The sequence below is a fragment of the Alcaligenes sp. Marseille-Q7550 genome, from assembly GCF_965112015.1.
This window is the reverse complement of sequence record NZ_CBCOPU010000001.1, coordinates 510,959-537,032: the sequence shown is the minus strand read 5'-3', so window position 1 is coordinate 537,032 and position 26,074 is coordinate 510,959. Positions and strand designations below refer to the sequence as shown.

Sequence of the window (26,074 nt, the reverse complement as noted above, 5' to 3'; positions counted from 1 at the left end):
CTCAAACTCCGTCTTTTTTTTCGCCAAAATTAAACCAACTCTGACCCAACTCCAAGCGCGCTTGATGTTTTTTTCTAGTATTTGAACCTGCGCCTGTTACGTCCTTGATACCTTCGCTCTGAAGGAGCTCTGCAATCTTAGCTTTCAGCTTTGCGCGATCCAGCCGAACCGTCTGCAGGTTCTGATAAATTCCATAGCTTACAATATCGAAAAGATTAGAGCTAAATTGCCCCTGTGCTCGTCCGTCACGCCAGAAACGGAACGCCTCTCCGTTTGGATATGCTGAGGAAATTAGTTCAAATGTTTCAATTACTTTATTTTGTGCCGATCGGTCAAAATTAAATTTTCCCTCTGACGAATACTCCATAAAGTCATCGAGGAACTCTACAACCGAATGCTTAAGTGGCTGCTGGCTGTGCCCGTTCGCAAGTAAGCGTAAGATCAATTCTTCTGTACCCATTCTTTTTGCTTGATCTTCGCTAAGTTTCAGAGCTATTTGGACGCACTGTTCGCTAGCTAATTCTCGCAAAATGTTGGGAAAGTTATGACCAAAGAGCCGTGCTGAGCAGTTTCTTATCTCTTGGTCTGAAAGAACAGATCCTGATCGGTTTAATCGTTTAAATACATGAAATCGAGCACGTTGGGAAGATTCTTTCTCCAGGACTATAATTGGGATGCGAGTGTACCGTAGAGTCCTGGTTAGAGTCTCTGGTAATGTTGATAAAGAAAATCCCTCAAGTGAACCTACTAGTGGAGCGCCTTGAAGTAGGGTACCAACTTCAAGATTATTTTGCTCTGCCTCATTGGTTTCAGGTGTTGCTTGAATTGAAGATTCAAATAATTCCGAAGAAAAAAATTTCAACAATGTGCTTAAGCGTTGAAGTCCATCAATGACGTCTGTTTTCCCGTCTGGATTAGTTGCAAAAAACACAGGTGGGGTGGGGATATTTAACAAAAGCGATTCGATGTACTCTGATTGCCTAACTAAATCCCACCTAAAAAGACGCTGATACTCTGGATCAATTCTAAGATCTCCTCTCTTATAGGTAGCCAAGAGATCGCTAATGGTTGTTGTGTAAGAGTCGGTTTTTAACTCGTTACGATGGTTGTTAACATCATCCAAGACGCTCATGTTAACTCCGTGTTAATAGTATAGCAGATTCAGTTGTTAATTTTCTTTGGCTGTAAGTTTTGGAATTTTTATTAATAAGTCTTATGGGATTTTTCTTTGCATAATGAAATATTTTATGAAGCCTCAGCCCTTCCTTGTCAGCCATCTCTGTAATTATTCTCGGCAAATTATTGTGTATTTCTTTATAATATGAGTCTTGAGCTACGATACAGACTCGCGCCCCCGGCTTACACACTCGACTCATCTCGGAAATAGCAGCGCTTAAATCTGAGAAATAGTTATAATGAGAGTAAAAATAATAAGTTTTAGAAGCTTTCGATGGGTGATGAAAGATTTGATCCAAGAGCTTTTCGCAAGTAGCCCCCATTTCTGCGGGACCGCTAAACAATCTGGCTTTGTTGCTATAGTACTTCCCATCAAGGAGGAGCGAGTTGAGGCGTAGGAAGCTAGTCCAAGCGACTCTAAGACAAGTAGCTCAGGTAGTGTCGCTCTAGCATAATCAAGACGGGTACAATAAGGTGGCGAAGTTAATATGCTATCAACGCTTCTGTCGGCTAACTGAATTCTCTTCGCATCGCCTAGACTGCAAACCGCACGCGGAATGGTCGACGAAGCGGGCCCTTGGATGATTAGATGGCCAATTCTTTCCATCGACTGAGTGAATAGGGTTCGGATTATACGGACGGATGCACAGATTTTGTCTTCGTTTGATTTGGGAAGCTTAGTCCAGGTCGGGTTTGATGTCCCCAGCGGAATTAGCATTTTTCTGATAGTGTTGAATAAGCCAACATAAAACACGGCGGCGAGTGGAGAGATTTCGCTGACGCTTTTTGCTCCGTCGGTTGGGACGGTTGTGGATACCAAGTGCTCCCAAATGCTAGCAGCATAATTGGATAAAATAGCTGCAGTATTAACAGTAAAAATTTCTGCTAATGGATTATTTTTTTTAAATGGTCGGCTCTTGATTGCTGAATTTGAAATTTTTTTGTTAGCGGACCAATTGATCCAGCTTCGTGTGGTACGGCCAAATTTGATTTTGATACAATAACCATTACCGGATTGAGATCATACCCGATTGTAGAAGCAGGAAAGCTTTTAGCAAGACTGGTAGTTGTGCCTGCTCCGTTCCATGGATCCAAAATAGAAAAATCATCACCATTTTTTAGCCACTTGGCCGCATCCATGGCGAAGCTTGATGAAAATCCAGCATAGTAAGGGTAGAGCTCTGAGGCTCTACTTTTCAGGGTTCTAGGGCGGACTGGATTTGCAAAGGGCGTCATAAGTCTTGCGCGGGCTCGGGTAGATCGAACATAAGGATCTTATCAGAACCGAAGGCGTTCGGCTGGCGATGGATGTGTCACCGCTTCAGGAGGAAACTGCCCATCCGCCTAATGGGACAAGGCTCCCTGAGCCACGTACATGAAAATGACTCGGAGCCAACAATGTGCGCTGACAACGGGCTGATACGTCTTGCCGGCTTGCCAGGCGAGTCCCCCAGCTTACTCGATTTTCTACCTTTCGAAGCTGGCACGAATCGCGTCACTCACCAAATCTGTGCGCCTAACGAACAGAAGGCTAAGCGTCTCCATTCGCTCCACTGTTACCGGCTCATGATGACCTTCATTCATGCGCCTGACAATCTTGTTAAGGTTTCGGTCAAGAGTAGGCGATTGTTAGTTAGATCCACCTAAGGCATCGATTTCGGACATGCACAACTGTAGTTCATGGGTCAGCCCAGCACGGAGGGCGTCAACAACACACCGCCGCGCAGGGCAGCGCTCAGCGTGAGCACGCTCCTTTAATAGCGGATTTTTCGGTCTTAGTCAGCAGGATTTCGAAGCGTTCCTTTTTCTCTAACACTTTCTGCTTACTGATAGCTTCGCGGTTGTAGAGTTTTAGTAGCTGATTCTCAATAATTTTCCTGAGTGCAGCCTCCGGTTTTTTTTATCTAGACTGTTGCAATAAGCAATCCATCGCGCTTTCACGTCTTCATCATGATGAACATTTATGGATCGTCTTAATTTCTTCATGACAGCCTTTTAGAATTTTTTTTCAAAAGTAGATTTTTTAAATTTTGCGCGCATAATCTCACAGCGGCTAAGCACAATGCATGGGCTGCGTTGTAGGCAAGGTCAAAGCGGCTTTCAAGTGACAGCGTCGTATTCAGCGCATCGCGCAGTCGGGCGTGGCCGGAGCGGATCAGGCCTTCGAACTCCTTCTTGTCCGGAGGCTCGGCCCGTAAAGGCTTGCCTGGGCCGGCAAGGTTTTCAAATGCCGAGGTCATTGCTTTCCCCTATGAGCCAGATCTTGGGTTGCTCCATGACACGAGTCAGGAACGACTCCTGGTTCGCTAGACGCTTGCCAAACTCTTCACGCGTCAAAATCGTAGGGTTTACGGGGCGGCCGAGCTTGACGCTGGCTTCTTCCAGGGCGGAGAACAGTTCTCCGTAGCCGATCTCGTCACTGATCAGCATCAAATCGATATCGCTGCTGGCAGTATCAGTTTTCTTGGCGACGGAACCATACACAAAAGCAGCCGTTATTTTGGAGGACATGAGCGCTAGCGCCTGTCGTATGGGTTCCGCCAAGCCGGATGTCTTCTGGATGATTGAACACAGCTCAGCGAAGATCGGCGAATCTGGGTTGGCTTGATAGTGCTTCTGATTACCAACCGATTTAACGGTAATCAGGCCGCTGCCGGCCAGTGTCGCCAGCTCACGTTGTACAGCCCCAGAACCACTGGCCGCCAGGCTGATCACTTCGTTTGCGTAAAAACTGCGTTTGGGCTGGCCATACAAAATGCCCAGCACCCGTTGTTTGGTGCCGGAAAATAAGGCATCGGACAGGCTGCGTGGCGTTGATGTAGTGACATTGGTACCCATATTGGGTTTTATCATACCCATTTTGGGTTTAGCTGGCTAGTGCTGTGCTTCGCTCCACTGCGAACCCTTTGCCCTCCCCAGTAGGCACGGCTAAACATGCCCAAATGCTGGTGTCGCTGGCTGCGGGACTCGCTTGACCATCATACGCATCTGCACGCAGATCAGTTAACTGATGACTCCCAAAAACTCGCCTACTACCCGATAGCGGTGTTCGTCGTCTTCCTTGCTGAGTTCAATTGCGGCCAGCGCGGGGTTGGTTGACCGAGGCTTCAACAAAATCTGCAGATTTTCAGTACCGTCTTCGGTCCGCGCTTTGAAGCTTTGATACTCCTTGACTGTGTAACGCGAGCCCGCGTCGCCGTCTTGGGCATCGGCACATTCCACCAGCACGATTTTCCCATTCCGGCTGCCTCCAGGATTCAAGCGAAACAGGCAGACAGCGCCGTCGGGGATGATCTTATTCATGGATTCGCCTACCACATGGCAGGCAAAAATATTCTTGCCCACGGGCATGCCCTCAGGCACGGGCACCCAGTTTTCATGTTCGACATGCTGAAGCGCACTGAAGCCGCCTGCAGCGGCTCGTAGATCATAGAGAGGAACCGCGTTGACGTATGGCTCCAGCGACTTCGCAGGTCCTGGAAACGCAATGACATTGTTTTTATAGCTTTCTACATGCCGCTTCAGGTAGTTTCGCAAACCATCGTCGCAAGCGTAGACAAACGTGCCGCGTATGCCCCGCAGCATGATGGTCCGGTATATGTTCAGTATGTATTGCTTGAGCTCATCCGGATCCTTAATAGTCTGCTTTCCGTTTCGATCATGATACTTGTCCTTTTCGATGACAATCTGATCCAGCCTTTCGTCATAGCGAATTTCATGACCAAAGATGACTCCGGTGTAGTTCAGATCATAGCCCTGGGTGGTATGGATGCAGCCCACTTCACCCTCGGCGCCCTTCGCATTGATCCAGTCCTCATTCGTACTGTTCCATCGCAGCCGAACATCACCGATCTCAATGTCATACAAGTCCGGTTTTTTTCTGGAAACCCAGCTCCATGAATAGCCTGCCACCAAGCGTGCCAGGCCATAGCTATTATTTCTGTGCTCGATCTCCCTCAGCATGTCGGACAGTTCATCGAAGACCAGAAATTCGTACTTGCTTGAGCTGAATTTCTTGCCTGCGGGAAGTCGCATGTTCAGAAGGTCGTCAACGAACTGCACATAGTGCAGCCCCGCGCGAACCCGAAACTGGGAAACCAGTGTCATGACCCTGCTGTCTGGCGAAGACTTGATGTCGTCGAAGTCCGATGCGTTGGCATCGGATGGCTTGATGCTCTGGTTCGGATCGTAGAAGAAGACGGCCTTATCTGATCGGCGGGTAACCCAATCCACCTCGCTGCACGTGCTTTTATCCAAACCAAGAGCGGCGCAGGCCTTGTCGAAAGCACCGTAATATGCCCCCAGGTTGACGCGTTTGCGCAAGCGGTGCGACTCATCCACCAGGACAATGTCGTAGCGCTGCCTCGCCAACTCCGAAGGACTGATGACCATACTGGGATGCAGGCCGGCAACATTCTCGAATGCCTTCTTCAATGTGCGTCGGAACGAGTTCATTGGCACCACCAAGGCCATGCGCGGGTATGGGAGACGCTGCTTAAGCTGACGCAGAAGATCTCGCAATTCCTTTTCTTCTTCGGAAAACTCACGCAGATACAACTCTTCAAGATCGGAATGAATGAGCTTGAAAAGGAATATCGCCAGTACCGACTTCCCGGTCCCGGCGCCGCCTTGGACTACGATATTTTTCAGCCCGGGGTCAACCAGAGCCCGCATTATCTGGATCAGTCTTTGCTGTTGATCAGCCGACAGGCACTTGTACGGCGAATACTTGAAAACGTCTGAATTGTCGATGGCTTCAATCGACTTTTGTGCAATTCCGTGCCTGCGCAGCCTGTCCCAGGTTTCACGAAATATCTTGGAATAGAGTTCGTCCCTCTGATAGTAGTTATGGTCGCTCAAGCCCAGGTTGCCGTTCAGTAAATTGAAACGGCCGTCAGCTGACATGTACTTTATGAGGGAGGACTCGATGTCGAGTGTCGCCGACTTATTGAAACGTTCACTGCTGACAAGGTGCACCGTCGTCAAGGATTGTTTCTGGGGGTGCTTAAGATGCGTGCCCAAGCGAGTGATCGTGTCCGTGGTCTCGCCGACGTAGGCACGGCATGTTTTCTCATCGCTAAGGATATACACGAGCGGCCAGTTGTTGGCCGCGTATGCATCGGTCTCAATTTCCGTCAGAGCTTCTGCGGAAAACCTATAGCGGTTCACTTCGACAAGGTGGGTCTGACTCATAGCTCGTTGTATTTTTTTGCGGTTCCCTTTGCCTTGCTTACTGGGTACTTTTCTTCATTCTTTTCGATTTTTTCTAGAATGATCTTCTCTATGTCGAAGTTGTACGCATCGGACAGCAGCAGCGCATAGGCCAGGACATCGGCAAGCTCTTCCTTCACCTTCTCAGGGTCGGCGGCTTCAGGCGCCTTCCATAGAAACGCCTCCAGCAGTTCACTGGCCTCGATGCTGAGCGCCAAGGCCAGATCTTTAGGATTGTGGAATTGCTGCCAGTTTCGCTCATCACGGAACCGGCGCAGCCGCTGAATGACTTGATCCATTTCCTGCCTTTTCCTGAATAAGGTTGCTGGAATGGATGATAGCCTGCCCGGCGGCGAGCTGCACTTTTGTGCTCGACGCTTCGCCACAGTACCGAAACCGTACCTGGCTCATCAACCTGGAGAATGATCTGGTCTCAGGGAAAAACTTAAAATCGCACTAGCTGCGTGTCAATACTAGGGATTTAGAGATGGTGCCCGGGGCCGGAATCGAACCGGCACGCCTTGCGGCGGGGGATTTTGAGTTGGGGATCTACAGTGTTCGTACAGGCAAATGGGGCGAATTCTCGCGTAGGTTGAAATAGGTAAAACTACTTGTGAATCAGTAGGTTGGCGTATTTTTCCTGAATCGGTGAAAACTGGTCACTGTACCGGTACTGTACCGAATTTCGGTACAGTTGTATCCCTGGCACAGTCTTCGGTACTTTCAGATTCTCCGGACACTCCGGTTTTAACGTGATTGTGAAAAATTTTTATCTGTATGATTAATCGAATCGCGAACGTTCCTCATCGATCTCCTCGCGCTCAATTGATCTGTCTAAGTATTCGATCTCACTCTCGATCCAATGCACGACCTCAAACTCGAATCCAGCGGCCAGCCATTCTCGCATCTTCTCTCGTTTGCGCCGCAAATAAGCACTTGTTGGTCCTGTCCATCCGCCCGAATGAAAAGTTGCCCCGATTCCATTTTGGACACCGTCTAGGTGCCCATATCTTGACAACAATCCTCGAGTTAATTGTCCACCTCCTTCATCATCCAAAGTGGCTGGCGCTGCGTGCGCTATCAATGCTGCTCTTGAGGATGGGTCTTCTTCAATCCACTGGAATATTTCTGCGACTGGCAGATCAACGATTGCGCCTCGTGGCTGTGTATCGCTAAAGCCACCTAAGCCCCCCTTTAGCCAACTGAATAAATCGCTACGCCATTTTGGGAGTGTCCTCTCAAAATGAGTCTTTACTATCTTCCATGTTCCTGAGGGATTCGCTTGGACTAGCTTATTAGCTATTTCTACAACATTGGAGGCGTAGCTCAATCGATAATTTTTCCCCATTGCCACGAGCAGCGCATCCAATAGCAGCGGAATGTAACTCGGATCCCAAGCGATGAGTTTCAAGCACACATTCTTCCAATGATACGTGCACGTCGACCCCTCGCTGTCGATGGCTATTGAGCGCGAAGTTGCCCCGAATACAAAATCTGGATTGAATGGTGTTGCATCGTCAAAGGGTATTAAGTCCAGTAACTCTACCAATTGAAATAGTGATTCAGAAGTATTCTTTTCACTCAATAGGGAAAGCAACTTCGCAACTCTGGCAGAAGGAATCTCTTCGATCCTACGCCCAACCCGCAGCGCTCCGAACACATTTGGATCTATCCAACTCATTTCCAGTGCGCTTAGGCACCGAGCGAATAATTCATCATCATAATCGGAGTGAAGAGCGATAGTCGCCCCTAGCCAAGCCGAGTCTTCAGCGTTCAAAAAAGCTCTAAGTTTAGAAAAATAGAAGGACGGATCGAGCTCTCGAAGTCCCGACATATACCCATGCAAGCACACTTGATGCTTCGTTTCCAGTGTTCGCTGGGTGAGTACAGGAAAGAAAACGTGTCCGGGATCACTTTGTGCCAACTTGTCGCCAAAATACCATAGTGCGGGAGTGCCCTTCGTTGGCGCAAGCTGGTCTAAAAGGTGGCTGAGTCCGTCTGGCGTCCTAGCAATGCGGCAAACCAAGGCGTCGACGAGTGCCTTGGCACGACTTTTATTCCTGCCTCGTCGCTGACGAAAATCGTTGTCCCATTCAAGCCACTCTACATCAATCACATATCGCCGAAATCTGCTCGCTAACTCGCTTTGTGTAGCGGCGCTCAGCCCGATGTAATCTGGTGGAAATATCGGGATCTTTATTTTTGACTCCGTATTCTCTGTAATGCCAGAAAAACGAATTCAATTTCCCCGGCTCCATCGTCGTGTCGTCAATAAGACGATCCAAAACAATGAAGGCTAATTCTGTACATGGCGGAATATGAATCTGTTGCTCTACAGCATCTAGTAATGCCAGATTAAGATCAGTCCGAAACTCAGGCGGCCAATTTTGGGTTTCTTCGACTAAAGCTTGGAAATACAAATACTGCGCTTGCCACCAGTCGCCATATGTGCCGGGAATCCAGAGGTTAGCCCTCTCTTTCAACCCTTGATACTCGGGACCAACGATCCTGAACCCTCTGCTGCGAGTGTCAAGTGCAGCCTGCATTGCCTTGAGGGCGAGTTTGCGCTCTGCCGTCCCTCTCGCACGCAAAAGCTGGAGCATTGCCGGAAGCCTGACCTCGGGAGAGGCTTCAGTCGCAGCGGCTTCCGGTCCGATTCGAAACAAGCCAACAAGAGTTCCAGTTGCATTGTTGGAAAAATCCGCATTCTCATTAACGGCGAATTTGGTTAAAACCTGAATCGCCCGGACCGTGTAAGTTGGCCAGACGGCAATTTTTTCCAGAGCCCACACCAGGTTTTGTCTGTTGTCTTTAAAGTCCAAAAGGTCCTGATCCGTCCACGTATTCACGGTAGTTTCGAGAAGCCTTAAAACCGCACCCGGATTGGCTTCTGCCAAAATAGACATGAATCGTGAGCCTTTCTCCGACGTTAAAGCGGCTCTCTGAGAAAAAACTCCGTCTACTCGAAGGATTTCATTGGTGATGTGCGTCGTTGCGGCATGGCCTGCAAACTTGAACATATTCATGAACCAGGCATGTAAAGTCTCTGGCATGCTGGAAAATGTCTCGATAAAATCGAACCCCCTACCATACTGCTCCCAAAATTGCCTCCATAAATAAATATGAAGCGCTTTGGGTACGAAAAACAATGTCCTGCTTCCCTGGAGTACTCTGCGCGCACGTAGAGTCTGGATGATTTCTTGGAACCTTGCCCATCCAATCGTAGGGTCTGCCTTGCGGATTTGTTCGGCAATATATACGGCTTCGCTACCCACCGGATCCTCATAACCAAATCGGCTAAACAAGGCTAAATGCTGCGTGACGCAGTCTATTTGTCGGGTTGTGACTTCATTCTTGCCGCTGTAACCGTGCAGGAATCGCGTCCAAATCGGCACCGTCGATGGTGGCTTCAACAGATCTTGAGGGTTTGCCCGCAGATTGTCCGCAACTGCCTGGGCAACACGTGGAGAACCTTCGCAAATTTGGACCCAGCGATCAAGTTCGTTTGAGTCGCCGACGCGATTAGCGAGGATCTTTCTGATCGTCTCGTCGGATAGTCGCGGAACGTTAAGGCGTTCAATTTCCTCGTCGAAAGTTTCGTCTCTTCCGTGATCAAGTGTTACTAGCTTCATTTGACCGCAGCGGGACTTCAAGTGTCTCCAGATATCTGACATCTCTGGCTCTTGAAGCTCATCAATTACAAGCACCAAAGGCCTGCTATAGCCCGATCTTATTAGTTGGCGGAAAAGTTTGGTCTGTCCAAACAGTGCTCCATGTTGGACATAGAGTACATAGGGAGCAATATTCTCGTCTTTTACGGCTTCGAGGACTATGCGAGTTTTGCCTAGACCTGGTTCACCCAGTACTCGGAAATGCTTAACTTCGCCCTGCAACCCTTTGCGAATCTGAGATATTAATTCATTCTGCTCCGTGGATATCTCGAACACATTTGCCATATGTGCATCATGTTGCCATTCTTCAAGGACCAATGCCTCTTGAATCGGATCTGTTGCGAGCAAAGATGCTGTTCCTGGATATCGCTCCGCAAACTCTGAAAGTTGGCTGGCACCAAGAACTTCTAATAGACCTTCGTAGTCAGGGTAACCCACTTCAGCCAATACTGAAGCGATCTCGCTTCGCGCGGTATTGCGTTGTTCGGGGGTTAGATCATGGCCGGTGCAAATAATTGTATAGAATCCACGGCGGCGTACAAGTCGCTCCACTTCAGTGTAAAGCTGTCCCTTGCTATCCAGAAGCTCCCCTTTAATGCTGCTCTTTGTCCAGGGCTTAAATGATGTGCCGGATTTAATCTGGAACCCAGTAAGGCCTGCCTGAAAGATGCAATCGCTAGGAACCGTCCTGTTCGGTGAGGCATTAATTTCGGCGTCGATGCCACCATCCGCAGTAGTAAGTCGACTCGATATTGTCAAAGCGCTCGGGCTTATTCGAGCATAGGCGCATTCAGATCGCAGGATAGACCTAATTACAACTACCGCTCTCTCTGCGGTTAGTGAAGTAACTGACGTGATTGGAACGTCCAAGATGGTGTTCATCTAAATCCTTGGCAGTCAAGTCCTGTTCACTGCTCGGAGGGAAGTCCTCTATGCCGTCCGCCGCAGCAGCATGGAAATGCGCTCACGCTTTATCGGTTTGTGAATTGTCGAAATAGTGGAGAACGCAGCTGGCTTCGCAGTCTTGTTCTCTCGGGACCTTATATTGGCTTATGGGTAACACAAAACCCGGCGACAGCCTATCCTGCACTAGTCCCCAAATCCTAAATTTCTTCGTCATGACGAAGACTTTGGGAGCGTTAACGCGTCAGCGCGCGGCTGCACAAACTCTTGCAGGCTGATCTGACCATCGATGAAACGCTGGGCGTGGGCCTCATCTGCTTCACTGAGCGAGAAACCTTCTAGACTGACGGAGGCCCGCGCGTAGTTAACAGCCGATTGGCGTCGACCGCGTTCGGCATCTGATATGGTTTTGTGGGGCTGTAACCCGCATTTATCTTCGCCAGCCATGGTGTCCCCTTGCTGTAGGTAACTCGATTTTACAAGAGGTACGAGTACTTTGGTTTAGGTACACGCAACCTCCAGGGCGCTGCGCTGAAATTGTCTTGTTTTACTTGCTATGGATCGCCTGTATTGGCCGCGTACTCGCCTGCGTCGTAGTTTCCAAAGAGGCTTTGCCTCTCTGGACTCTCCACCCTCGCCGGCGGGAGCCTCGGGAGCAGGGGTTGCGGGCCCTTGGCCCGGACCCCCTGCCCCCGGGCATAGCGTGGGGCGCTCCTGCCGCGTCAAGGGGCCGTGTCCTCGCCCTGTGGGCTGCGGGCCGCACCAACCCCTTGACCCGTCATCCGCTCGACGGCACTGCTACTGACGTCGTTTGGCCGGAAGAGGTGTCAAGGGCGGGACCGGAAGCCGCAGCCCGAAGCGCAGCTCAGGGAACGGGTGAGGATCCCGGGCGAAGCCTTCACCCTTGATGCCTCTGGAAGCCATGCAGCCTGTCGGCCGGGGGAGGAACAAGGCGAAGCCGCTCGGCCTGCCCCGCGGCCAGTCCGGCAAGAACGGACGCGGGATGCAACCGAAGGGGTTGCCCAAGCGTAGCGCGGAGATATGTGCGCCCATGAATGAAAAGGCCTCGCTGATGGCGAGGCCGATGCGGACGCAACATGCACATCACTTACCGTTGACGGAGCCGCCTGTTGCCGGTCCCCAGTTCTTGCCCATGTTCTGCAAGACGTGTTGCCGATAGGCTGGGTTCCACATGGTGTTGCCTGCAATCATGTGGTTGGTTCGGCCAGCAGTAACCATCATGCCCGACTGCATATCGCGGCGAGTCGTCTTAGGATTCACCACATTGCCAATACCCTGCGCCATGCTCCTGAATGTCACAGCGTCAAAGGCGATGCCGCCAGCCAGTCTCGCCCCTAAGCCACTCGTTTTTCTCTGCGCGAAGAAGATGATCAAGGCAAGAACGATGATCTGCACAAACGAACTGATGGGATTGTCCGTGGTCGTACTTATTACCCTGTCGAACAGCGCCTTGAATAGCGCCACACCGACAGACACGACAACCATTGTGATGGCAATTTCAAGGATGTAGGCCAGTGCCTGCTCAAACCATTTGTCGAACCATTTCGCGGTGACTGGAAACATTAGCGCCGCGATAAACAGTGGTCCGAGACCAAGCATTATTCCGAGACCGAGCTTTGCCATGATGATGGTCGCGGCCGCAGGCAAATGAATAAGAAACACGGCAATGGCCATCATGAGTGCATTCAGGGCATCCCAGAACATATGACCTAGTTCGTAGAACTCGCGCTTTGCGACTTTGCCTAGCATGTCGTAAGCCACGTTAAGCCCTTTGTCCGCCGAGTTATCCAGAACCTGATAGATGCTCGTCGCTTGAGCGCTAGACGTGGACATGATGTCGGCCAGGCCTGTCTCCAGACCTTGAATGGCCGACACGACGGTAGCCGTGTAGGAATCAGTCGTCATGCAGAATGCCGTGATGATGAGGATCTTCATGCACTGCTTGATGAAGGTCTGAAAGGGAGCTTCAACCGCGCCCGCGCTGATGGCGTAGCCAGTCAAGGTGATGTACAGCGTGACGCCGGTCAGCATCAGCATTTGAAAGCCGAGGATGACGTTTGAAGCGGTTTCCGATACGAAGGTGTTCAGCATCGCATCGACGCTGCTGCCTATCCACTGGAATAAGGCGAATCCCATGTTATTGACCTCCCTTGAGCGGATTGATCGGTGTCAGGTCGAAATAGCCCCGCTTGTCGACGGCCAGATGGTTTGCCGCTGTCTTGGCGTTGATGCAGTTGGCGGATGCGGCGAACTCGCCAGGACTGGCTTCGCACTTCGCGATCATCGCGTTGCGTTCGGGGGCATGCGCCTTGTACCAATCGACGGTTTGAGCGGGGGTGTTTTCGCCGCAAGCTACCAGCGTGAGCGCGATGAAGAAAGGGAAGAGGATGTTTTTCATTTATGCGCCTCGCCTGCGTTGATGATGTCGAGTGCGTGGGCCACTTCGGCGGCCTCAATGATGCGTAACGCTGCAAGGGTTCGTACGACGCTTTCGCGCATGCCGCCCCATGTCGGCTGTGTGAAGCGATTTGGCGCGTTTGTCCAAACGATGCCGATGCACGCAATGGATGTGGCGGCAGACAGGATGATGTTCATCCAAGGCGGTAACGGTTCTTCATCAACGAACGGCAGTGTGAATCCAAACCAGCCCATAGCCGCGTAGTAGGCCGTGAAAACAGCCATACCGATAGCCACGACATCAAGAGTTCTCATCAGCGGCGCACGCCGCAAAAGCTCTCGGTAATACTCGGGACTCAGGCGGCGAGCGCAAGCCCAGAAGCGATAGATGGCAAGGCATAGCATTACCACTGGAACCAGTGTGATTGCGTAGAACGGAGCCATGATGTTCTCCTTAGTGTGCAAGCGGGTTGAAGACTTGAAGAGTGGGGTAGCTCCGTTTATCAACAATCTTTGCGTTGATCTCCTTCCGCCGTTGCTGCTGTAGGCGTTCTTCGGCTGCCGCGGCCATCTGGTCCATCTGTAGCTTGGTCTGCTCGTTCTGAATCATGGCCTGCTCGGCCGCGATGCGACCTTGCAGTTCGGCAATGGCTTTCGGGTCCTGTGTCTGGTTTATCTGCTGCATCAACTGGTCGATTTGGCTAAGGCGGTTTTTCGCCGCATCGTAGGCGTCGAGCGCGAAGGCTTTGTCTTGCGCACCTTTGACGGCTTGCGCTTCGTAGCTCGTGCGTTGCTCCGTCGAGGCTAAGCCGGCGCAGGCGTCATACACCTTGTTGTCGTTGTAGATGGACTCAGCGCGCCCGCTCAGGCCGGCATAGCCGCCTGATTTCACGCTGTCATAGACGTCTTGCCAGTCTTGCGGCAGGTAGTCACGCAGCTGCGGGTTGTTGAACAGTTCGCCCATGCCGCGCGCGCCAGTGACCGCAGCGTATTGCTGCTTCATCTGGTCGATCTGGCTGACCATCTGGTCGTACTGCATCTTCCACTTCGCCATCGTTTCGATCTGGTTTTCCGCGCTCTTGGCGATGGAAGCGCCATCTGTCACGGGGATTTGTGCGAAGGCGGCCGACGACGCGGCAATGCCGACGGCCAGAATGCAAGAGGCTGATAGTTTCTTCATGTTCGCCACTCCTGAGAGGTTGAGGGCGAACGTAGGACCGTGCGGTCCGGTCTGTCGGTCTGTTCAGGGACCGCGCCCAGTACGACAAAGCGTTCTTGGGGCGACTAAGCGGCCGATCTGCTCTCGGCGGTCGGAACCCTTCTTTTCGGGTCGGCACCCGGTACGCTAGGCGTCCTTGGGGCGGTGCAACGTTCGTTGTGGTTAAAGGTACAACCGAAGTTGATTGTACTTAGGGTAAATGCAAAGTAGTTTCCGACTACGGCGACCACGCGCGACGGTCAATGATGATGCGGTCCGATAGATACGAGATGTTCGCCAGTTCCGCCAAGGCCATTTCTACGGTTCGGAACCGGTACGGTCGACCCTTGTCGTCCATGACGCGGTGCTCTGTAGTGCCGTCCTGCACGGCCAAGGCAAAGCCCTTCCAGTAGTGCGCATACAGAATGACCTGTACATCACCGGTGCGCGCTGGATCATCACAGTAGTCTTGCAGCGCGTCGTAGCGTAAAGCCATCTTATGGTCCTTCTTGCGCAATCAATCAACGGCTCAGGTCGCCTTTGCCTGGATGGTTGGTCTTGTCCTGTTGCTGGACATCCTTGATCACTTCTGTGCTGCGCTGGCTACGCTGTGGGACCTGTAGCGTCCTGTCCTGCGAGGGATCAAGGAACCGAACAATTTCCAGGGCAAGCGATTTGTCCTCCATGCCACCAGCGGCCAAGGCTTTCGCAATGTGCCCGTAGCCATTCCTGATGGTACGTGAAACGCCGGAAAGCTTGCGTTGTTCCCGCTCGGCCGCCTTAGTGCTCTTGCCGCGCTTGGCGGCATGTCGCGTCGCCTGCTTGACCGTAGTGTGCGTGTTAGACCGTGCCCTACGCGGTGTGGCATTGGCCTCGATGCCTTGTTCACGCAGCGCCTCGGCGAAGCGTTCCCTCCATCGTTGCAGGTCCGCCTTTCGTGGGTTGAGCCGGCTACCGTCGAGACCGAGCGCCTTAACGCAAAGGTGGCCGTGGGGATGGGCTTCGTCGTCATGGATGGCGAAGACATACGCGTGGTTGGCGCCGAACTCCGTTTTCGCGAATGCACGGATAGCGTCATTCACTGCGCGTCGATCGGTGCCGGGTGGCATGGACAGCACGATATTGAACGTTTCACGGCGCGAGCCGTTATCAGGCAACCCGTACTGGCCGCTTTTCCATTCGTCGCGCACGTCCTGCACGGCCTCACGGCCAAGGATGACTTCACCGTCTTCATTCTCCAACGCTACCAGGCCGTTGCGCGATATGTAGTCGAGGTGCGCTTTCACCTGCGCGATGCCTTTGCCACCGCCGGAGATTTTCACCATGACTTCGGGCGCTTTGCGAGTGGTCAGCATCAACTTGTCGCGTACCCGGGCGCTGCCGGTCAATAGCAGAGGCGTAGAGGGCGGCGAAGTACGTGATCGCGTCACCGTGCGCTTAATGCCTTGGCTGGTCACGGGCTTGGTATAGATGCGTTCGCCCCAGTCCTTCAAAATTCCATCGATGACCAGACTCATTCCAGCCTCCAGCGGTCAATGTTGGCGCGCATGATGTCTGCCACCCGCGCGGTGTGGGTTTTGATATGACGGGTCAGTGTGTCGATACGCTCAGCGGTTACCACCGTCTCCAGCGCGCGTCCTGCGTTCATATGCCGGGCGATCTGGTTCAGGTTGCGACCGATTGCCAGCAGCCGTGAATTCGATTCGCCCAGCGTCCGTAGCTCTGTCATGCCGAACTGCGGTTCGCCGCTGAGATTGGCCCGTATCAGGTGGATGACCCAGCGATTGGCTGACATGCCCTGCTGCAAGGCTAGTGCTTCGATACGGGCATATTCCGTCTCGGTCAGGCGGAGTTCCAAGCGGCGACGCGAAGTATCGGGCTGCTCGTGTTTTGATGGAGTGGGCGAAGCGTCCGTTGCCGAACCGTTGAGAAGGCGGACAATGATCTGCCGCCGGCCGTCGCTGGGCGTGCTGCCTTGTCGAAGACAAAGTGCCTGCCAACGCTGCTTCAGATCACCATCCAGGCGGATGCTGAGTGTGGTCTTGCGCGTCATTTCGGCATCCTCGTATGCAGCTCCAGTTGGGCTTTGATTTCTTGAAGCCGGGCTTGGGATTCAGCTTTGCTGAGTGGTGCTGATTCCGAAGCGCGCGACATATCTTGGGTCGCTGCCAGGCGTTCTCTTCTGGTCGCTATCGGGATGCCAGCAGACGGCACGAATCCCCCTGTGCGGTGGCGTTCAAGGATTCCTTTGAAATAGGCGACCTTCGTCTTTCTGATGGTTCCGGGTGTCTTGATGGCCCCGTCCAGTTCGTCAAGCAATGCTTGCGCATCAGCTGATTGGACGTCGGTAAGCAAGTTTTGGATCGACAGTTTCTCAGCGGGGACCAGCGCGGTAGGGTACTGAAGATCGTCGTCGGTTCTCGTTGTAGTAGTAGGGTTATAGATAGGGTTAGTGTTAGTAGTAGTGTTACCCGGCCCCCTGCCCATACCCTGGTGATAGGCTGTCGCTGGGGTATGCCCGTTGCTAATCGATTGATTTCTATGGATGTCTTTTGCTTCGGCCGGAATGGACGTCCGGCCGTCGTCTGGGCCCGCATAGGGTGTCGATAGCCTATATGGACCGTATCCAAGGGCTTTGGCTACCGTATTGCGCAGCGGATCCTCGGTAGGCAGTCGATCGATAAAGTCATTCACGTAAGCGTCACGCCAGCCTTGGGGTAGTGCCGCTATTTGCTCGAGTGTCTTTTTCCTAAGGGTTGTTGCCACTGCCATCTTGGCGGAATTGTGGTCCCACCAATCTTTGATCCAAATGTAATTCGCCTGCGGGTCAAAATCCAAGATGCCAGCATCGATGAGACGACGCATCACTGGCATTAGTTGTGAATCGGGGTCCCAGCCCATTTCTGAGGCTGCAACGCGAATGACGATTTCGTAGGCGCCGATGACATTGCTGAATGGCGATGTCAGGAAATAGAACAGCGCATAGCGGTCTTCGACCGTGCAGCCTGACAGGCGATTTGAGCGCCATATCTGGTCGTTGATGGTTCTTTGCCGACTCATGCGCGCGGCCCCCGCGTAGCGACCTCTGCGGGCGTGATTTCATCGTCTGCCGGCTGTTCCAGATTCAGGGCTTCTGTGACCTGCATCGTCCGAAAATAAACGCGGCGGCCGACCCGCAGCATGGCCGGTTTCAGCTTGCGTGAAAAGTCGGTATCGGTATAAAGCGCCATGCGGACGCCATCCGGAGATCGGCCTAGCAAGGTGGCAACGTCAACGATGCTCATCAACGGCCCAAACCGTCCCAACAAATATTCTCCAGTAGTCATTCCTATGCCTCACAAGTTCACCGTAGGTAATGCCAGTCTTTACCGTGAAGGCATGGTTGTCAAACTTAAGTCATTGATTTTAAAGACCAAAATAGGTCTTCGGCGAAGGCCAAATTGGCGTGTCGTCAAATGCCAAGATGGGGCATATTGGATTTTCACAAATGGGCAGGCGGTGCCAAACTGATCTGAAAGCAACAATTTATGAGCGACCAAGGAAACCCGGTGTTCAGCACGAAAATCGTGTGTAGGCCAGGAAAAAATTTGTGGGAGATTTGCAACGAACAAATATGCGGGGCTCTGCTTCTACAAAAGATGAAGCCCTGTGGCTTTGCTGCCGCGGATGTCGTCGAGTCTAGGGGAGTGCTTTTGTTTGAGGTAACACCGGCCTCATCGGGTAGGAAGCATGTATCGATCGGTGTTAGGTTGCTCGATGGTGATCTCTCAAACACTGAGCTGGAAGGGCGTGTACTAAGGTTTTCCCGAGTTAGCTGCTCAATGTTTTACGGCTATAACCCCTTGCACCGGTCCGCGCTGGGATGGAGAGATGAGCAAAGAAAAACAACGAAAAGAGAAACTGTCTATTTATTTGGCGAAGGAGAGTATAAATAATGTCGAGGCTCTTATAAAAACTGAAGATGCCAAAGATCCAGTGTTTATAGACGTTGCCGAGAGTAAAGTTATCCTGTACGTCAAGCGGGAGATACCTCGTCCTCCGCCACCTTGGACAAAATTATTCAGCAATGCAGCAGAGCTTCCGGAGAGCTTATTCGGTTCTACTCAGAACGTCGGTGCGGTTGCTGTGTTTGAGCGTGAAACGCGTTTTTATTTGCTAACTTTTGGCTCCGGATATCATCTGGTTAAAACCGAGCATGTCGAGCGCGACTTCGGGTTGAGGGTGACATTGACATCAGTCGATCCTGACAAACTAAGGAGTGTCGATAAGGCAAGTTACGATCACAATCCGTTGAACTCTCGCACTCAGAGTAGTACGGAGGTTGATATTTTCGAGTTGCAGATGGATTCTGAACTCGAATTGCTTTATGCCGTAACAGGCGTCTCTCGAGTTCCAATGTTTGGAGCTCATGTAACAGGAAGGGACGCTTTCACCATAGCCGTCGATACGGACCTTGCTGGGATACCGGCCATATTGGACGAAGCGCTTAAGCGGTATATTAGTCCTCTGCCCCCAGAATTCGAGTGGGTCGACAATATTCGTCGCGTCAAAGATGCTGAGTTGATCGCCGTCTTGGATAGTTGCCTTGATGATGAGCTAATCAGGCCCGCGAGTGCAGTTATTTGGCTCGGAGAGCCTGAGGTCGTCGACTGGGAGGCACAAATAGGATATTCATTCGATCAGTACCAAAACACCTTGAGACACGTTGTTTTGCGACTGGATGACCTAGTGTCATATCTCAACAGTCATAATCGGCCTGTGAATGTCGAGACGCTGAAAACGCAGTTGATCCATATTAATAATTCGGAGTATCAATCAACTCGTTGTTGGAGTGCCTATCGCTGTTTGTATGTAGAACTTGCGTTGGGGAATGAGCGTTATATGCTTAGAAACGGGGTTTGGTTTCAGGCAGAGCCAGACTTTGTGGCAAAGGTCGATTCGTATCTGGCTGGCATTGAAATCTATCCGTTCGATTTTCCTATTTATGCGTTTGATCGTGAGGAGGATTACAACGATGCTCTTGCGGCGAATGACGGCGAGTTCTCTTTGATGGATAAAAAGAACACGAAATTGGGTGGTCGGTACGACAAGATTGAGTTTTGTGATTTGATTCGCAATGGCACGGACTTAATTCATGTGAAGTACTATCGGAGTTCAGGAACGCTGAGCCACCTTTTTGCCCAAGGATTCGTTGCTGCCGAAGCCTTTATGAAAGATGAGGATTTCCGATGTAAGTTGAATGAAAAATTACCTGCATCGATTAAGTTGCCGAACCCCGAGATAAGACCGCAGGCGGCCGGATACACTATCGTATATGCAATCGCGACCACTAAGACGTTGCCCACCGAATTGCCATTCTTCTCAAAAGTGACCCTGAGAAATGCGCTCAAGACGCTTCGTGCTCTTGATTACAAGGTGCATCTTGCAAAGATTGACGTGGATCCGGCGCTAATCGTTAAAAAAAGGTGTAAGCCCAAGAAGGCGACACGACGACCATAGGACGCAACCTGCTGGTTCGCCCTCAGGGACGTTGAGATGTGTCTAGATCCTTTGTCACGGCGGCTGCGGTTGTTGTTGCAGTGATGCGGTCCAGCTTCTGCACCAGATCCTCCGCGCGAAGATGCGTGTAGCGCTTGAGCATCTGCATCGACTTGTGGCCGCTGATGGCCGACACCTCCTGATCGCTCAAGCCGGCTTCCACGAACCGGCTGACAGCCTCGTGTCGCAGGTCGTGAAAGCGGAAGTCTTCAACGCCCGCTGCTCGCTTGGCATCGGTCCATGCTTTGTCGAACAGGTAGGGGCGTCGTATGCCATCCCGGCCGGGTTCGCCGAAGAACACCAGTTCGGTTTCGGCGGGGCGCACGGGGTTGGCAAGGGCCTCGGTGAACACGCGCGTTGCCTCGGCAGTCAGCGGGACGGTACGAGGCGAAGAGTTCTTGGTGTGCTCCAGCCGAACGACTCGCCGCTCGATGTCCACTTGCCGAATACGCAGCGTCGCAATCTCGGACAGCCGCATGCCGGTTTGAACGGCAATGCGGACGATCCATCCGAACATCGGGTTGGAGTGCCTGTCCACGGCTTGTAGCAGGCGGGTCTGTTCTTCGGGAGTCAATCGCCGGTTGCGGCCCGAGCCTGGGGCAGGGCGGCGAATGTTGGACACGGGATTGAAGGGCAGGCCGATGCCCCATTCCTTGATCGCGACGGTGAACAGGTGGCCCAGCAGTGCCAGTTCCAAGCGTACCGTGTTGTTACTGCGAGGCCGTAGCTTGCCATTCTCGTCCGGGTCGCCCGCCAGTCGCATGTCACGGAACTGCGCCACGATCTCAGCGTTCAGGGCTGCCAGCGAGTACTTGCCAAGGTGGCGGATGATGACCTGTGCTTTCTTGTGTTCGCCGGCTTGGGTCGAGGCCCGCTTGGTGGGCGTGACTTCCTTGAGGTAGCGGGTCAGTGCCGCTTCGACGGTCATGCGCTCGGCCGGCGCCCGCTGGATGTATACGCCGCGCACCATTTCGTCTTCGGTACGGCGCGCCCAGTCTTCGGCATCCCGCTTGGTGCGGAACGTCTTGGCCGTGGCCGGCCAGCCAGTCTTGCGAATGAGGGCTTTCCAAGTGCTCGAGGACGTCTTAACAATCGTAGCCATGAGTACTCCGTATGGGGCTAGCGCCGCATCACTGTACCGAAACTGTACCTGACCACAATTTTAGGAAAATCCCCCGGTGCGGGGCTTGTACTGCGAAATCTTCTAATGGCTTGAATTAGCAGAAGATTTGGGGATGGTGCCCGGGGCCGGAATCGAACCGGCACGCCTTGCGGCGGGGGATTTTGAGTCCCCTGCGTCTACCAATTTCACCACCCGGGCTGCGTGTGGCACCTGGGAATCCAGGTGTGGAAGGGAAGATGCGTATTATACGCAGGTTTCGGGCTGGTGTGACAAGCCTGGTTCGGGCTTTTTTGATACAGACGGGCGGGCGCCCGCGTGGGCTGGGCCTTGGCGGGCCCTGCCCCATGCAAAAGGCCCGGCTATTGCCGGGCCGTTTGTGTGGAATGCGGGGTTCATTTCTGAAACGGATTCAATCGACTTCCACGGGCGGGTGCGCGGCTTCGCCGTTGCGTATCCACTCCCGCCAGATGGCGACCAGCAGGGCCATCAGCACCGGGCCGATGAACAGGCCGACGATGCCCATGGTCTGCACGCCGCCGACCAGGCCGAAGAAGGTGGGCAGGAAGGGCAGCTTCACGGGGCCGCCGACCAGGCGCGGGCGCAGGGTCTTGTCCACGATGAACAGTTCGATGGAGCCCCACAGGAACAGGCCCACGCCGGCGACCAGGTGGCCGGAGCCCACCAGGTACAGCGACACCAGGGTGAAGGACAGCGGCGCCCCGCCCGGGATCAGGGCCATGAAGCCGGTGATGACGCCCAGCAGCACGGGCGAAGGCACGCCGGCGATCCAGTAGGCGATGCCCAGCACCACGCCCTCGCCCAGGGCGATCAGGCCCATGCCGGTGACGGTGGAGTTGACGGTGGCGGGCACCACGCGGGAAAACCGCCGCCAGCGGCCGGGCAGGATGCGCTCGCCCACGATGTCCAGCTGGCCCAGCAGGCGGTCTCCGTCCTTGAAGATGAAGAACAGGGTGATCAGCATGAACAGCACGGTCAGCAGCAGGTGGAACACATTGCCCGTGGCCGACAGCACCATGCGGTAGATATTGCCCAGGTGCTGGCCGCTGACCATCTCCACCATTTCGCCCAGGGCGTGCGGTTCGCCCAGGTAGGTCTGCCAGTATTCCGTCAGGCGCTCGCCCACCAGGGGCATGGCCTTGATCCATTCGGGTGTGGGCGTGCCGTAGCGATTGGCCGCCAGCGCCCAGGTGATGAAGCTGCCGGCCTCCTTGATGGCGAAGGACAGGGCCAGCGACAACGGCACGATCAGGACCAGGGTGATGATGAGCAGCGCGATGCTGGCCGACAAGGCCGTGCGGCCGTGGCAGTACGCCACCAGATGCTTGTACAGCGGCCAGCTGGCCAGGCCGATGATCAGCGCCGCCAGCACGGGAACCAGAAAACCACTCAGGAAATACACGCCCGCGGCAAGCAGGAGCAGCAGCAGCCAGCGGGCGATCAGGAATGCGGGTAAGACAGGTTGCATATAGCGTGGTGACCCTCGAGTCTGGTTGTCTAGAACTCTGGCCTTGCGGCCGGAGCTTCTTCGCCACGATGCGGCGGCGCTTTATGCGCCGCATCAATACCGCCTTGCCTGGCTTCGCCATGTACGGCGAGGCCGGCGCAAAGACGCGTGGCCAGGGCGTGGGCCGGTGCCCGGAGAGGGTTTGACAATAGCATGATAGAAGCAGGCCGAATACCCGTTTTCCATTGAAAAGCTGAGCTTATTTTACGCCCATACTGACGGTAAGCTGAAAGCCAATATCGGTTCGGACTATGAAATAAGCCCGATCAGCTCCCCTGTAGCCACGCAGATCCGGCCAGTACCTCTACATCACCTATAAAAGACGAAGAATAAAAAAAGCCGGGGTGACCCGGCTTTTTGTCAGCATCACGCTCAAGGCGCTACTGGCAGCGCCCGCTTGTGGGCGGAAGCGCGATAGGTGCGCAGAATGGTCTGTACGGCGTCCTCGTCTATGGTCTTGCCTTCCAGGAAGTCGTCGATCTGGTCGTAGCTGACGCCGAAGGCGTCTTCGTCGGGCTTCAGGGGAGTCAAGGTTTCCAGGTCGGCGGTGGGCACTTTGTAGACCAGCGGATCCGGCGCACCCATGGCGGAAGCCAGTGCGCGCACGCGCCGCTTGTTCAGGCCTGCCAGGGGCGTGATGTCGGCCGCGCCGTCGCCGAACTTGGTGAAGAAGCCCATCAAGGCTTCGGCGGCATGGTCCGTGCCCACCACCAGCCCCGAACGGGCGCCGGCAATGGCGTATTGGGCGATCATGCGCTGGCGCGCCTTGATATTGCCCACCAGGAAATCCTGGTGCGCCGCGTCGCGGAAGGTCAGGCCGGAGGCCAGAAGTTGGTCCAGCATGGCGTCCGTGGCCGGCTTGATGTTGACGACCAGAGTATGGTCGGGCTTGATCACGGCCAGGCCGCCCTGCGCGTCGGCTTCGTCGGCCTGCTCGCCATAGGGCAGGCGCACCGCGAAGAACTCCGCCTGGTGGCCCTGACGGCGCGCCTGCTCAACGGCGCGCTGCGCCAGGCAGCCAGCCGCCAGCGAGTCCACGCCGCCGCTGATGCCCAGCACCAGGCTGCAGGTGCCGGTGCGTTGCAGATAGTCGCTCAGGAAGGTCACGCGACGCTCGATCTCCTGTCGGGCGTCGAACGAGTCGGTCAGGCCGAGCTCGGCACGGATACGTTGTTGCAGGGCGCGTTGATCATCAGTCATGGCGCAGGCTCTCGCAGCGAAGTGAACAATGCCCTCATTGTAAAGGACAGGCCAGCCCATGCTGTTCAAGAGCCTGTCTCCCGGAGCGTCAATTGGTAACAGCGCAGCCATGAAAAAACCCCACCCCGCCCGTGGCGGAATGGGGTCTGCGGCCAGGCGCTACGGCCTACTTGTCCAGTTGCAAGACGTCGCGCACGGCGCCGCGGTCGGCCGAGGTGGCCAGGGCGGCGTAGGCCTTCAGGGCCTGCGACACCACGCGTTCGCGCTTGGCGGGCTTCCAGGCCTTGGCGCCGCGTGATTGCATTTCGGCGCGACGGGCGGCCAGCTCTTCGTCGGAGATGGCCAGGTGGATGCGGCGGTTCGGGATGTCGATCTCGATGGTGTCGCCGTCCTGCACCAGGGCGATGTTGCCGCCTTCGGCCGCTTCAGGAGAAGCGTGGCCGATCACCAGGCCGGACGAACCGCCGGAGAAACGGCCGTCCGTCAGCAGGGCCGAGCTCTTGCCCAGGCCCATGGACTTCAGGTAGGACGTGGGATACAGCATTTCCTGCATGCCGGGGCCGCCCTTGGGGCCTTCGTAGCGGATGATGACCACGTCGCCGGCCTTGACCTCGCCGCCCAGGATGGCTTCCACGGAGTCTTCCTGGCTTTCGTAGACGCGGGCCTTGCCGGTGAAGGTCAGGATGCTTTCATCCACGCCGGCCGTCTTGACGATGCAGCCGTTGACGGCCAGGTTGCCGTACAGCACGGCCAGGCCGCCGTCCTGCGAGTAGGCGTTGGCCTTGTCGCGGATGCAGCCATTGGCGCGGTCGGTGTCCAGGGTTTCGTAGTAGCGGTCCTGGCTGAAGGCCACCTGCGTGGGGATGCCGCCGGGCGAGGCGCGGTAAAAGTCGCTGACCGCCTTGACGTTGTCGCCCATGATGTCCCAGCGCTTGATGGCTTCGCGAAGCGTGCCGCTGTGCACATTACCCACGTCCAGGTTCAGCAAGTCGGCGCGGCCGAGTTCGGCCAGGATGGCCATGATGCCGCCGGCGCGGTGCACGTCTTCCATGTGGTAGTCGGGCGTGGCGGGCGCCACCTTGCACAGGCAGGGCACGCGGCGCGAGATGCGGTCGATGTCGGCCATGGTGAAATCCACGCCGGCTTCCTGCGCGGCGGCCAGCAGGTGTAGCACCGTGTTGGTGGAGCCGCCCATGGCCACGTCCAGGGTCATGGCGTTCTCGAAGGCGCCGAAGCTGGCGATGTTGCGCGGCAGCACGGATTCGTCGTCCTGTTCGTAATAGCGCTTGGCCAGGTCCACGATCAGGCTGCCGGCGCGCTCGAACAGGCCGCGGCGACGGGCGTGCGTGGCCACGATGGAGCCGTTGCCGGGCAGGGACAGGCCCAGGGCCTCGGTCAGGCAGTTCATGGAGTTGGCGGTGAACATGCCCGAGCAGGAGCCGCAGGTCGGACAGGCGCTGCGTTCCACGGTTTCCGCCTGTTCGTCGGAAATGTTGGGGTCGGCCGCCTGGATCATGGCGTCCACCAGGTCCAGCTTCTGCACTACGGTCTTGCCGTCGGGCGAGTAGACCTTGCCGGCTTCCATGGGACCGCCCGAGACGAAGACCACGGGGATGTTCAGGCGCAGGGCGGCCATCAGCATGCCGGGGGTGATCTTGTCGCAGTTGGAGATGCACACCATGGCGTCGGCGCAGTGCGCATTGACCATGTATTCCACGGAGTCGGCGATCAGTTCGCGCGAAGGCAGCGAGTACAGCATGCCGCCGTGCCCCATGGCGATGCCGTCGTCCACGGCGATGGTGTTGAATTCCTTGGCCACGCCGCCGGCCGCTTCGATCTGGCGGGCGACCAGTTGCCCCAGGTCCTTCAGGTGCACGTGACCGGGCACGAACTGCGTGAACGAATTCACCACCGCGATGATGGGCTTGGAGAAATCGTCGTCTTTCATACCGGTGGCGCGCCACAGGGCACGCGCGCCGGCCATGTTGCGACCGTGGGTCGACGTACGGGAGCGATATTGGGGCATTACTGTTCTCTGGACAAAAAACTGTGTAAAGATATCTATGATAATCGTCCGCAGGCGCTTTGTGCGCGCCAGGGGGCTGGTAACC

At 54.5% G+C, this 26,074-nt stretch carries 23 protein-coding genes and 1 tRNA gene; 1 reads left to right on the top strand and 23 read right to left on the bottom strand.

The features are described 5' to 3' along the window. Position 1: 1 nt before the first annotated feature. The 18 genes from ACWPWO_RS02505 to ACWPWO_RS02420 all read right to left on the bottom strand — a co-directional run bounded on the left by ACWPWO_RS02505 (position 2) and on the right by ACWPWO_RS02420 (position 17,861). Positions 2-1,132 (bottom strand): DUF262 domain-containing protein, encoded by a 1,131-nt coding sequence (locus ACWPWO_RS02505; protein WP_454004162.1) that lies wholly within the window; start codon positions 1,130-1,132, stop codon positions 2-4. Positions 1,133-2,061: 929 nt separating this feature from the next. Then, a complete protein-coding gene (locus tag ACWPWO_RS02500; RefSeq protein WP_454004160.1) occupies positions 2,062-2,412 on the bottom strand; it encodes a hypothetical protein in 351 nt (116 codons plus the stop codon). A gap of 746 nt (positions 2,413-3,158) precedes the next feature. Continuing rightward, a complete protein-coding gene (locus tag ACWPWO_RS02495; RefSeq protein WP_454004158.1) occupies positions 3,159-3,416 on the bottom strand; it encodes a hypothetical protein in 258 nt (85 codons plus the stop codon). After that, the gene (locus ACWPWO_RS02490; protein WP_454004156.1) at positions 3,400-4,014 is read right to left on the bottom strand and encodes a nucleotidyltransferase domain-containing protein; all 615 of its coding nucleotides are present in this window, start codon (positions 4,012-4,014) and stop codon (positions 3,400-3,402) included. The genes ACWPWO_RS02495 and ACWPWO_RS02490 overlap by 17 nt, the downstream gene beginning before the upstream one ends. Positions 4,015-4,179: 165 nt before the next feature. Then, positions 4,180-6,369, bottom strand: coding sequence for a DNA/RNA helicase domain-containing protein (locus ACWPWO_RS02485; protein WP_454004154.1), 2,190 nt, complete (start codon positions 6,367-6,369; stop codon positions 4,180-4,182). Next, complete coding sequence (locus tag ACWPWO_RS02480; RefSeq protein ID WP_454004152.1) at positions 6,366-6,773, bottom strand: nucleotide pyrophosphohydrolase; 408 nt, start codon at positions 6,771-6,773, stop codon at positions 6,366-6,368. The genes ACWPWO_RS02485 and ACWPWO_RS02480 overlap by 4 nt, the downstream gene beginning before the upstream one ends. A gap of 395 nt (positions 6,774-7,168) precedes the next feature. Beyond that, positions 7,169-8,503, bottom strand: a complete 1,335-nt coding sequence (locus ACWPWO_RS02475) for a hypothetical protein (RefSeq protein WP_454004150.1) — start codon at positions 8,501-8,503, stop codon at positions 7,169-7,171. Next, complete coding sequence (locus ACWPWO_RS02470; protein WP_454004149.1) at positions 8,496-10,940, bottom strand: hypothetical protein; 2,445 nt, start codon at positions 10,938-10,940, stop codon at positions 8,496-8,498. Before ACWPWO_RS02470 ends, ACWPWO_RS02475 begins: the two co-directional genes overlap by 8 nt. A 234-nt stretch (positions 10,941-11,174) precedes the next feature. Further along, positions 11,175-11,408 (bottom strand): antitoxin VbhA family protein, encoded by a 234-nt coding sequence (locus ACWPWO_RS02465; protein WP_155865362.1) that lies wholly within the window; start codon positions 11,406-11,408, stop codon positions 11,175-11,177. Positions 11,409-12,065: 657 nt separating this feature from the next. Further along, positions 12,066-13,118, bottom strand: coding sequence for a type IV secretion system protein (locus ACWPWO_RS02460; protein WP_068958467.1), 1,053 nt, complete (start codon positions 13,116-13,118; stop codon positions 12,066-12,068). A gap of 1 nt (position 13,119) precedes the next feature. Further along, complete coding sequence (locus ACWPWO_RS02455) at positions 13,120-13,380, bottom strand: EexN family lipoprotein (protein WP_454004146.1); 261 nt, start codon at positions 13,378-13,380, stop codon at positions 13,120-13,122. Further along, a complete protein-coding gene (locus ACWPWO_RS02450; RefSeq protein ID WP_454004144.1) occupies positions 13,377-13,823 on the bottom strand; it encodes a hypothetical protein in 447 nt (148 codons plus the stop codon). Before ACWPWO_RS02450 ends, ACWPWO_RS02455 begins: the two co-directional genes overlap by 4 nt. A gap of 10 nt (positions 13,824-13,833) precedes the next feature. After that, the gene (gene virB5, locus ACWPWO_RS02445) at positions 13,834-14,559 is read right to left on the bottom strand and encodes a P-type DNA transfer protein VirB5 (protein ID WP_454004142.1); all 726 of its coding nucleotides are present in this window, start codon (positions 14,557-14,559) and stop codon (positions 13,834-13,836) included. A gap of 256 nt (positions 14,560-14,815) precedes the next feature. Next, positions 14,816-15,073, bottom strand: a complete 258-nt coding sequence (locus ACWPWO_RS02440; RefSeq protein WP_231838575.1) for a hypothetical protein — start codon at positions 15,071-15,073, stop codon at positions 14,816-14,818. A gap of 25 nt (positions 15,074-15,098) precedes the next feature. Then, positions 15,099-16,094 (bottom strand): relaxase/mobilization nuclease domain-containing protein, encoded by a 996-nt coding sequence (locus ACWPWO_RS02435; protein WP_006385715.1) that lies wholly within the window; start codon positions 16,092-16,094, stop codon positions 15,099-15,101. After that, the gene (locus tag ACWPWO_RS02430) at positions 16,091-16,630 is read right to left on the bottom strand and encodes a hypothetical protein (protein WP_454004139.1); all 540 of its coding nucleotides are present in this window, start codon (positions 16,628-16,630) and stop codon (positions 16,091-16,093) included. Before ACWPWO_RS02430 ends, ACWPWO_RS02435 begins: the two co-directional genes overlap by 4 nt. Continuing rightward, on the bottom strand, positions 16,627-17,637 hold the full coding sequence (locus ACWPWO_RS02425) for a hypothetical protein (RefSeq protein ID WP_080969338.1): 1,011 nt from the start codon (positions 17,635-17,637) through the stop codon (positions 16,627-16,629). The genes ACWPWO_RS02430 and ACWPWO_RS02425 overlap by 4 nt, the downstream gene beginning before the upstream one ends. After that, the gene (locus ACWPWO_RS02420; RefSeq protein ID WP_006385718.1) at positions 17,634-17,861 is read right to left on the bottom strand and encodes a hypothetical protein; all 228 of its coding nucleotides are present in this window, start codon (positions 17,859-17,861) and stop codon (positions 17,634-17,636) included. Before ACWPWO_RS02420 ends, ACWPWO_RS02425 begins: the two co-directional genes overlap by 4 nt. Positions 17,862-18,447: 586 nt before the next feature. Here ACWPWO_RS02420 and ACWPWO_RS02415 point away from each other — a divergent pair. Further along, complete coding sequence (locus tag ACWPWO_RS02415; RefSeq protein ID WP_454004137.1) at positions 18,448-20,076, top strand: TIGR04141 family sporadically distributed protein; 1,629 nt, start codon at positions 18,448-18,450, stop codon at positions 20,074-20,076. Positions 20,077-20,098: 22 nt separating this feature from the next. On the opposite strand, the gene ACWPWO_RS02410 is transcribed toward ACWPWO_RS02415, so the two are convergent. The 5 genes from ACWPWO_RS02410 to ilvD form a co-directional block, all read right to left on the bottom strand. Continuing rightward, the gene (locus ACWPWO_RS02410) at positions 20,099-21,217 is read right to left on the bottom strand and encodes a site-specific integrase (protein WP_454004136.1); all 1,119 of its coding nucleotides are present in this window, start codon (positions 21,215-21,217) and stop codon (positions 20,099-20,101) included. 134 nt (positions 21,218-21,351) lie between these two features. Next, positions 21,352-21,436: transfer RNA gene (locus tag ACWPWO_RS02405), tRNA-Leu, on the bottom strand. Positions 21,437-21,647: 211 nt separating this feature from the next. Beyond that, positions 21,648-22,724, bottom strand: a complete 1,077-nt coding sequence (locus ACWPWO_RS02400) for an AI-2E family transporter (RefSeq protein ID WP_454004135.1) — start codon at positions 22,722-22,724, stop codon at positions 21,648-21,650. A gap of 411 nt (positions 22,725-23,135) precedes the next feature. Then, positions 23,136-23,963 (bottom strand): ammonia-dependent NAD(+) synthetase, encoded by an 828-nt coding sequence (gene nadE / locus ACWPWO_RS02395; protein ID WP_454004134.1) that lies wholly within the window; start codon positions 23,961-23,963, stop codon positions 23,136-23,138. A gap of 166 nt (positions 23,964-24,129) precedes the next feature. After that, the gene (ilvD, locus tag ACWPWO_RS02390; RefSeq protein WP_454004132.1) at positions 24,130-25,989 is read right to left on the bottom strand and encodes a dihydroxy-acid dehydratase; all 1,860 of its coding nucleotides are present in this window, start codon (positions 25,987-25,989) and stop codon (positions 24,130-24,132) included. Positions 25,990-26,074 lie beyond the last annotated feature (85 nt).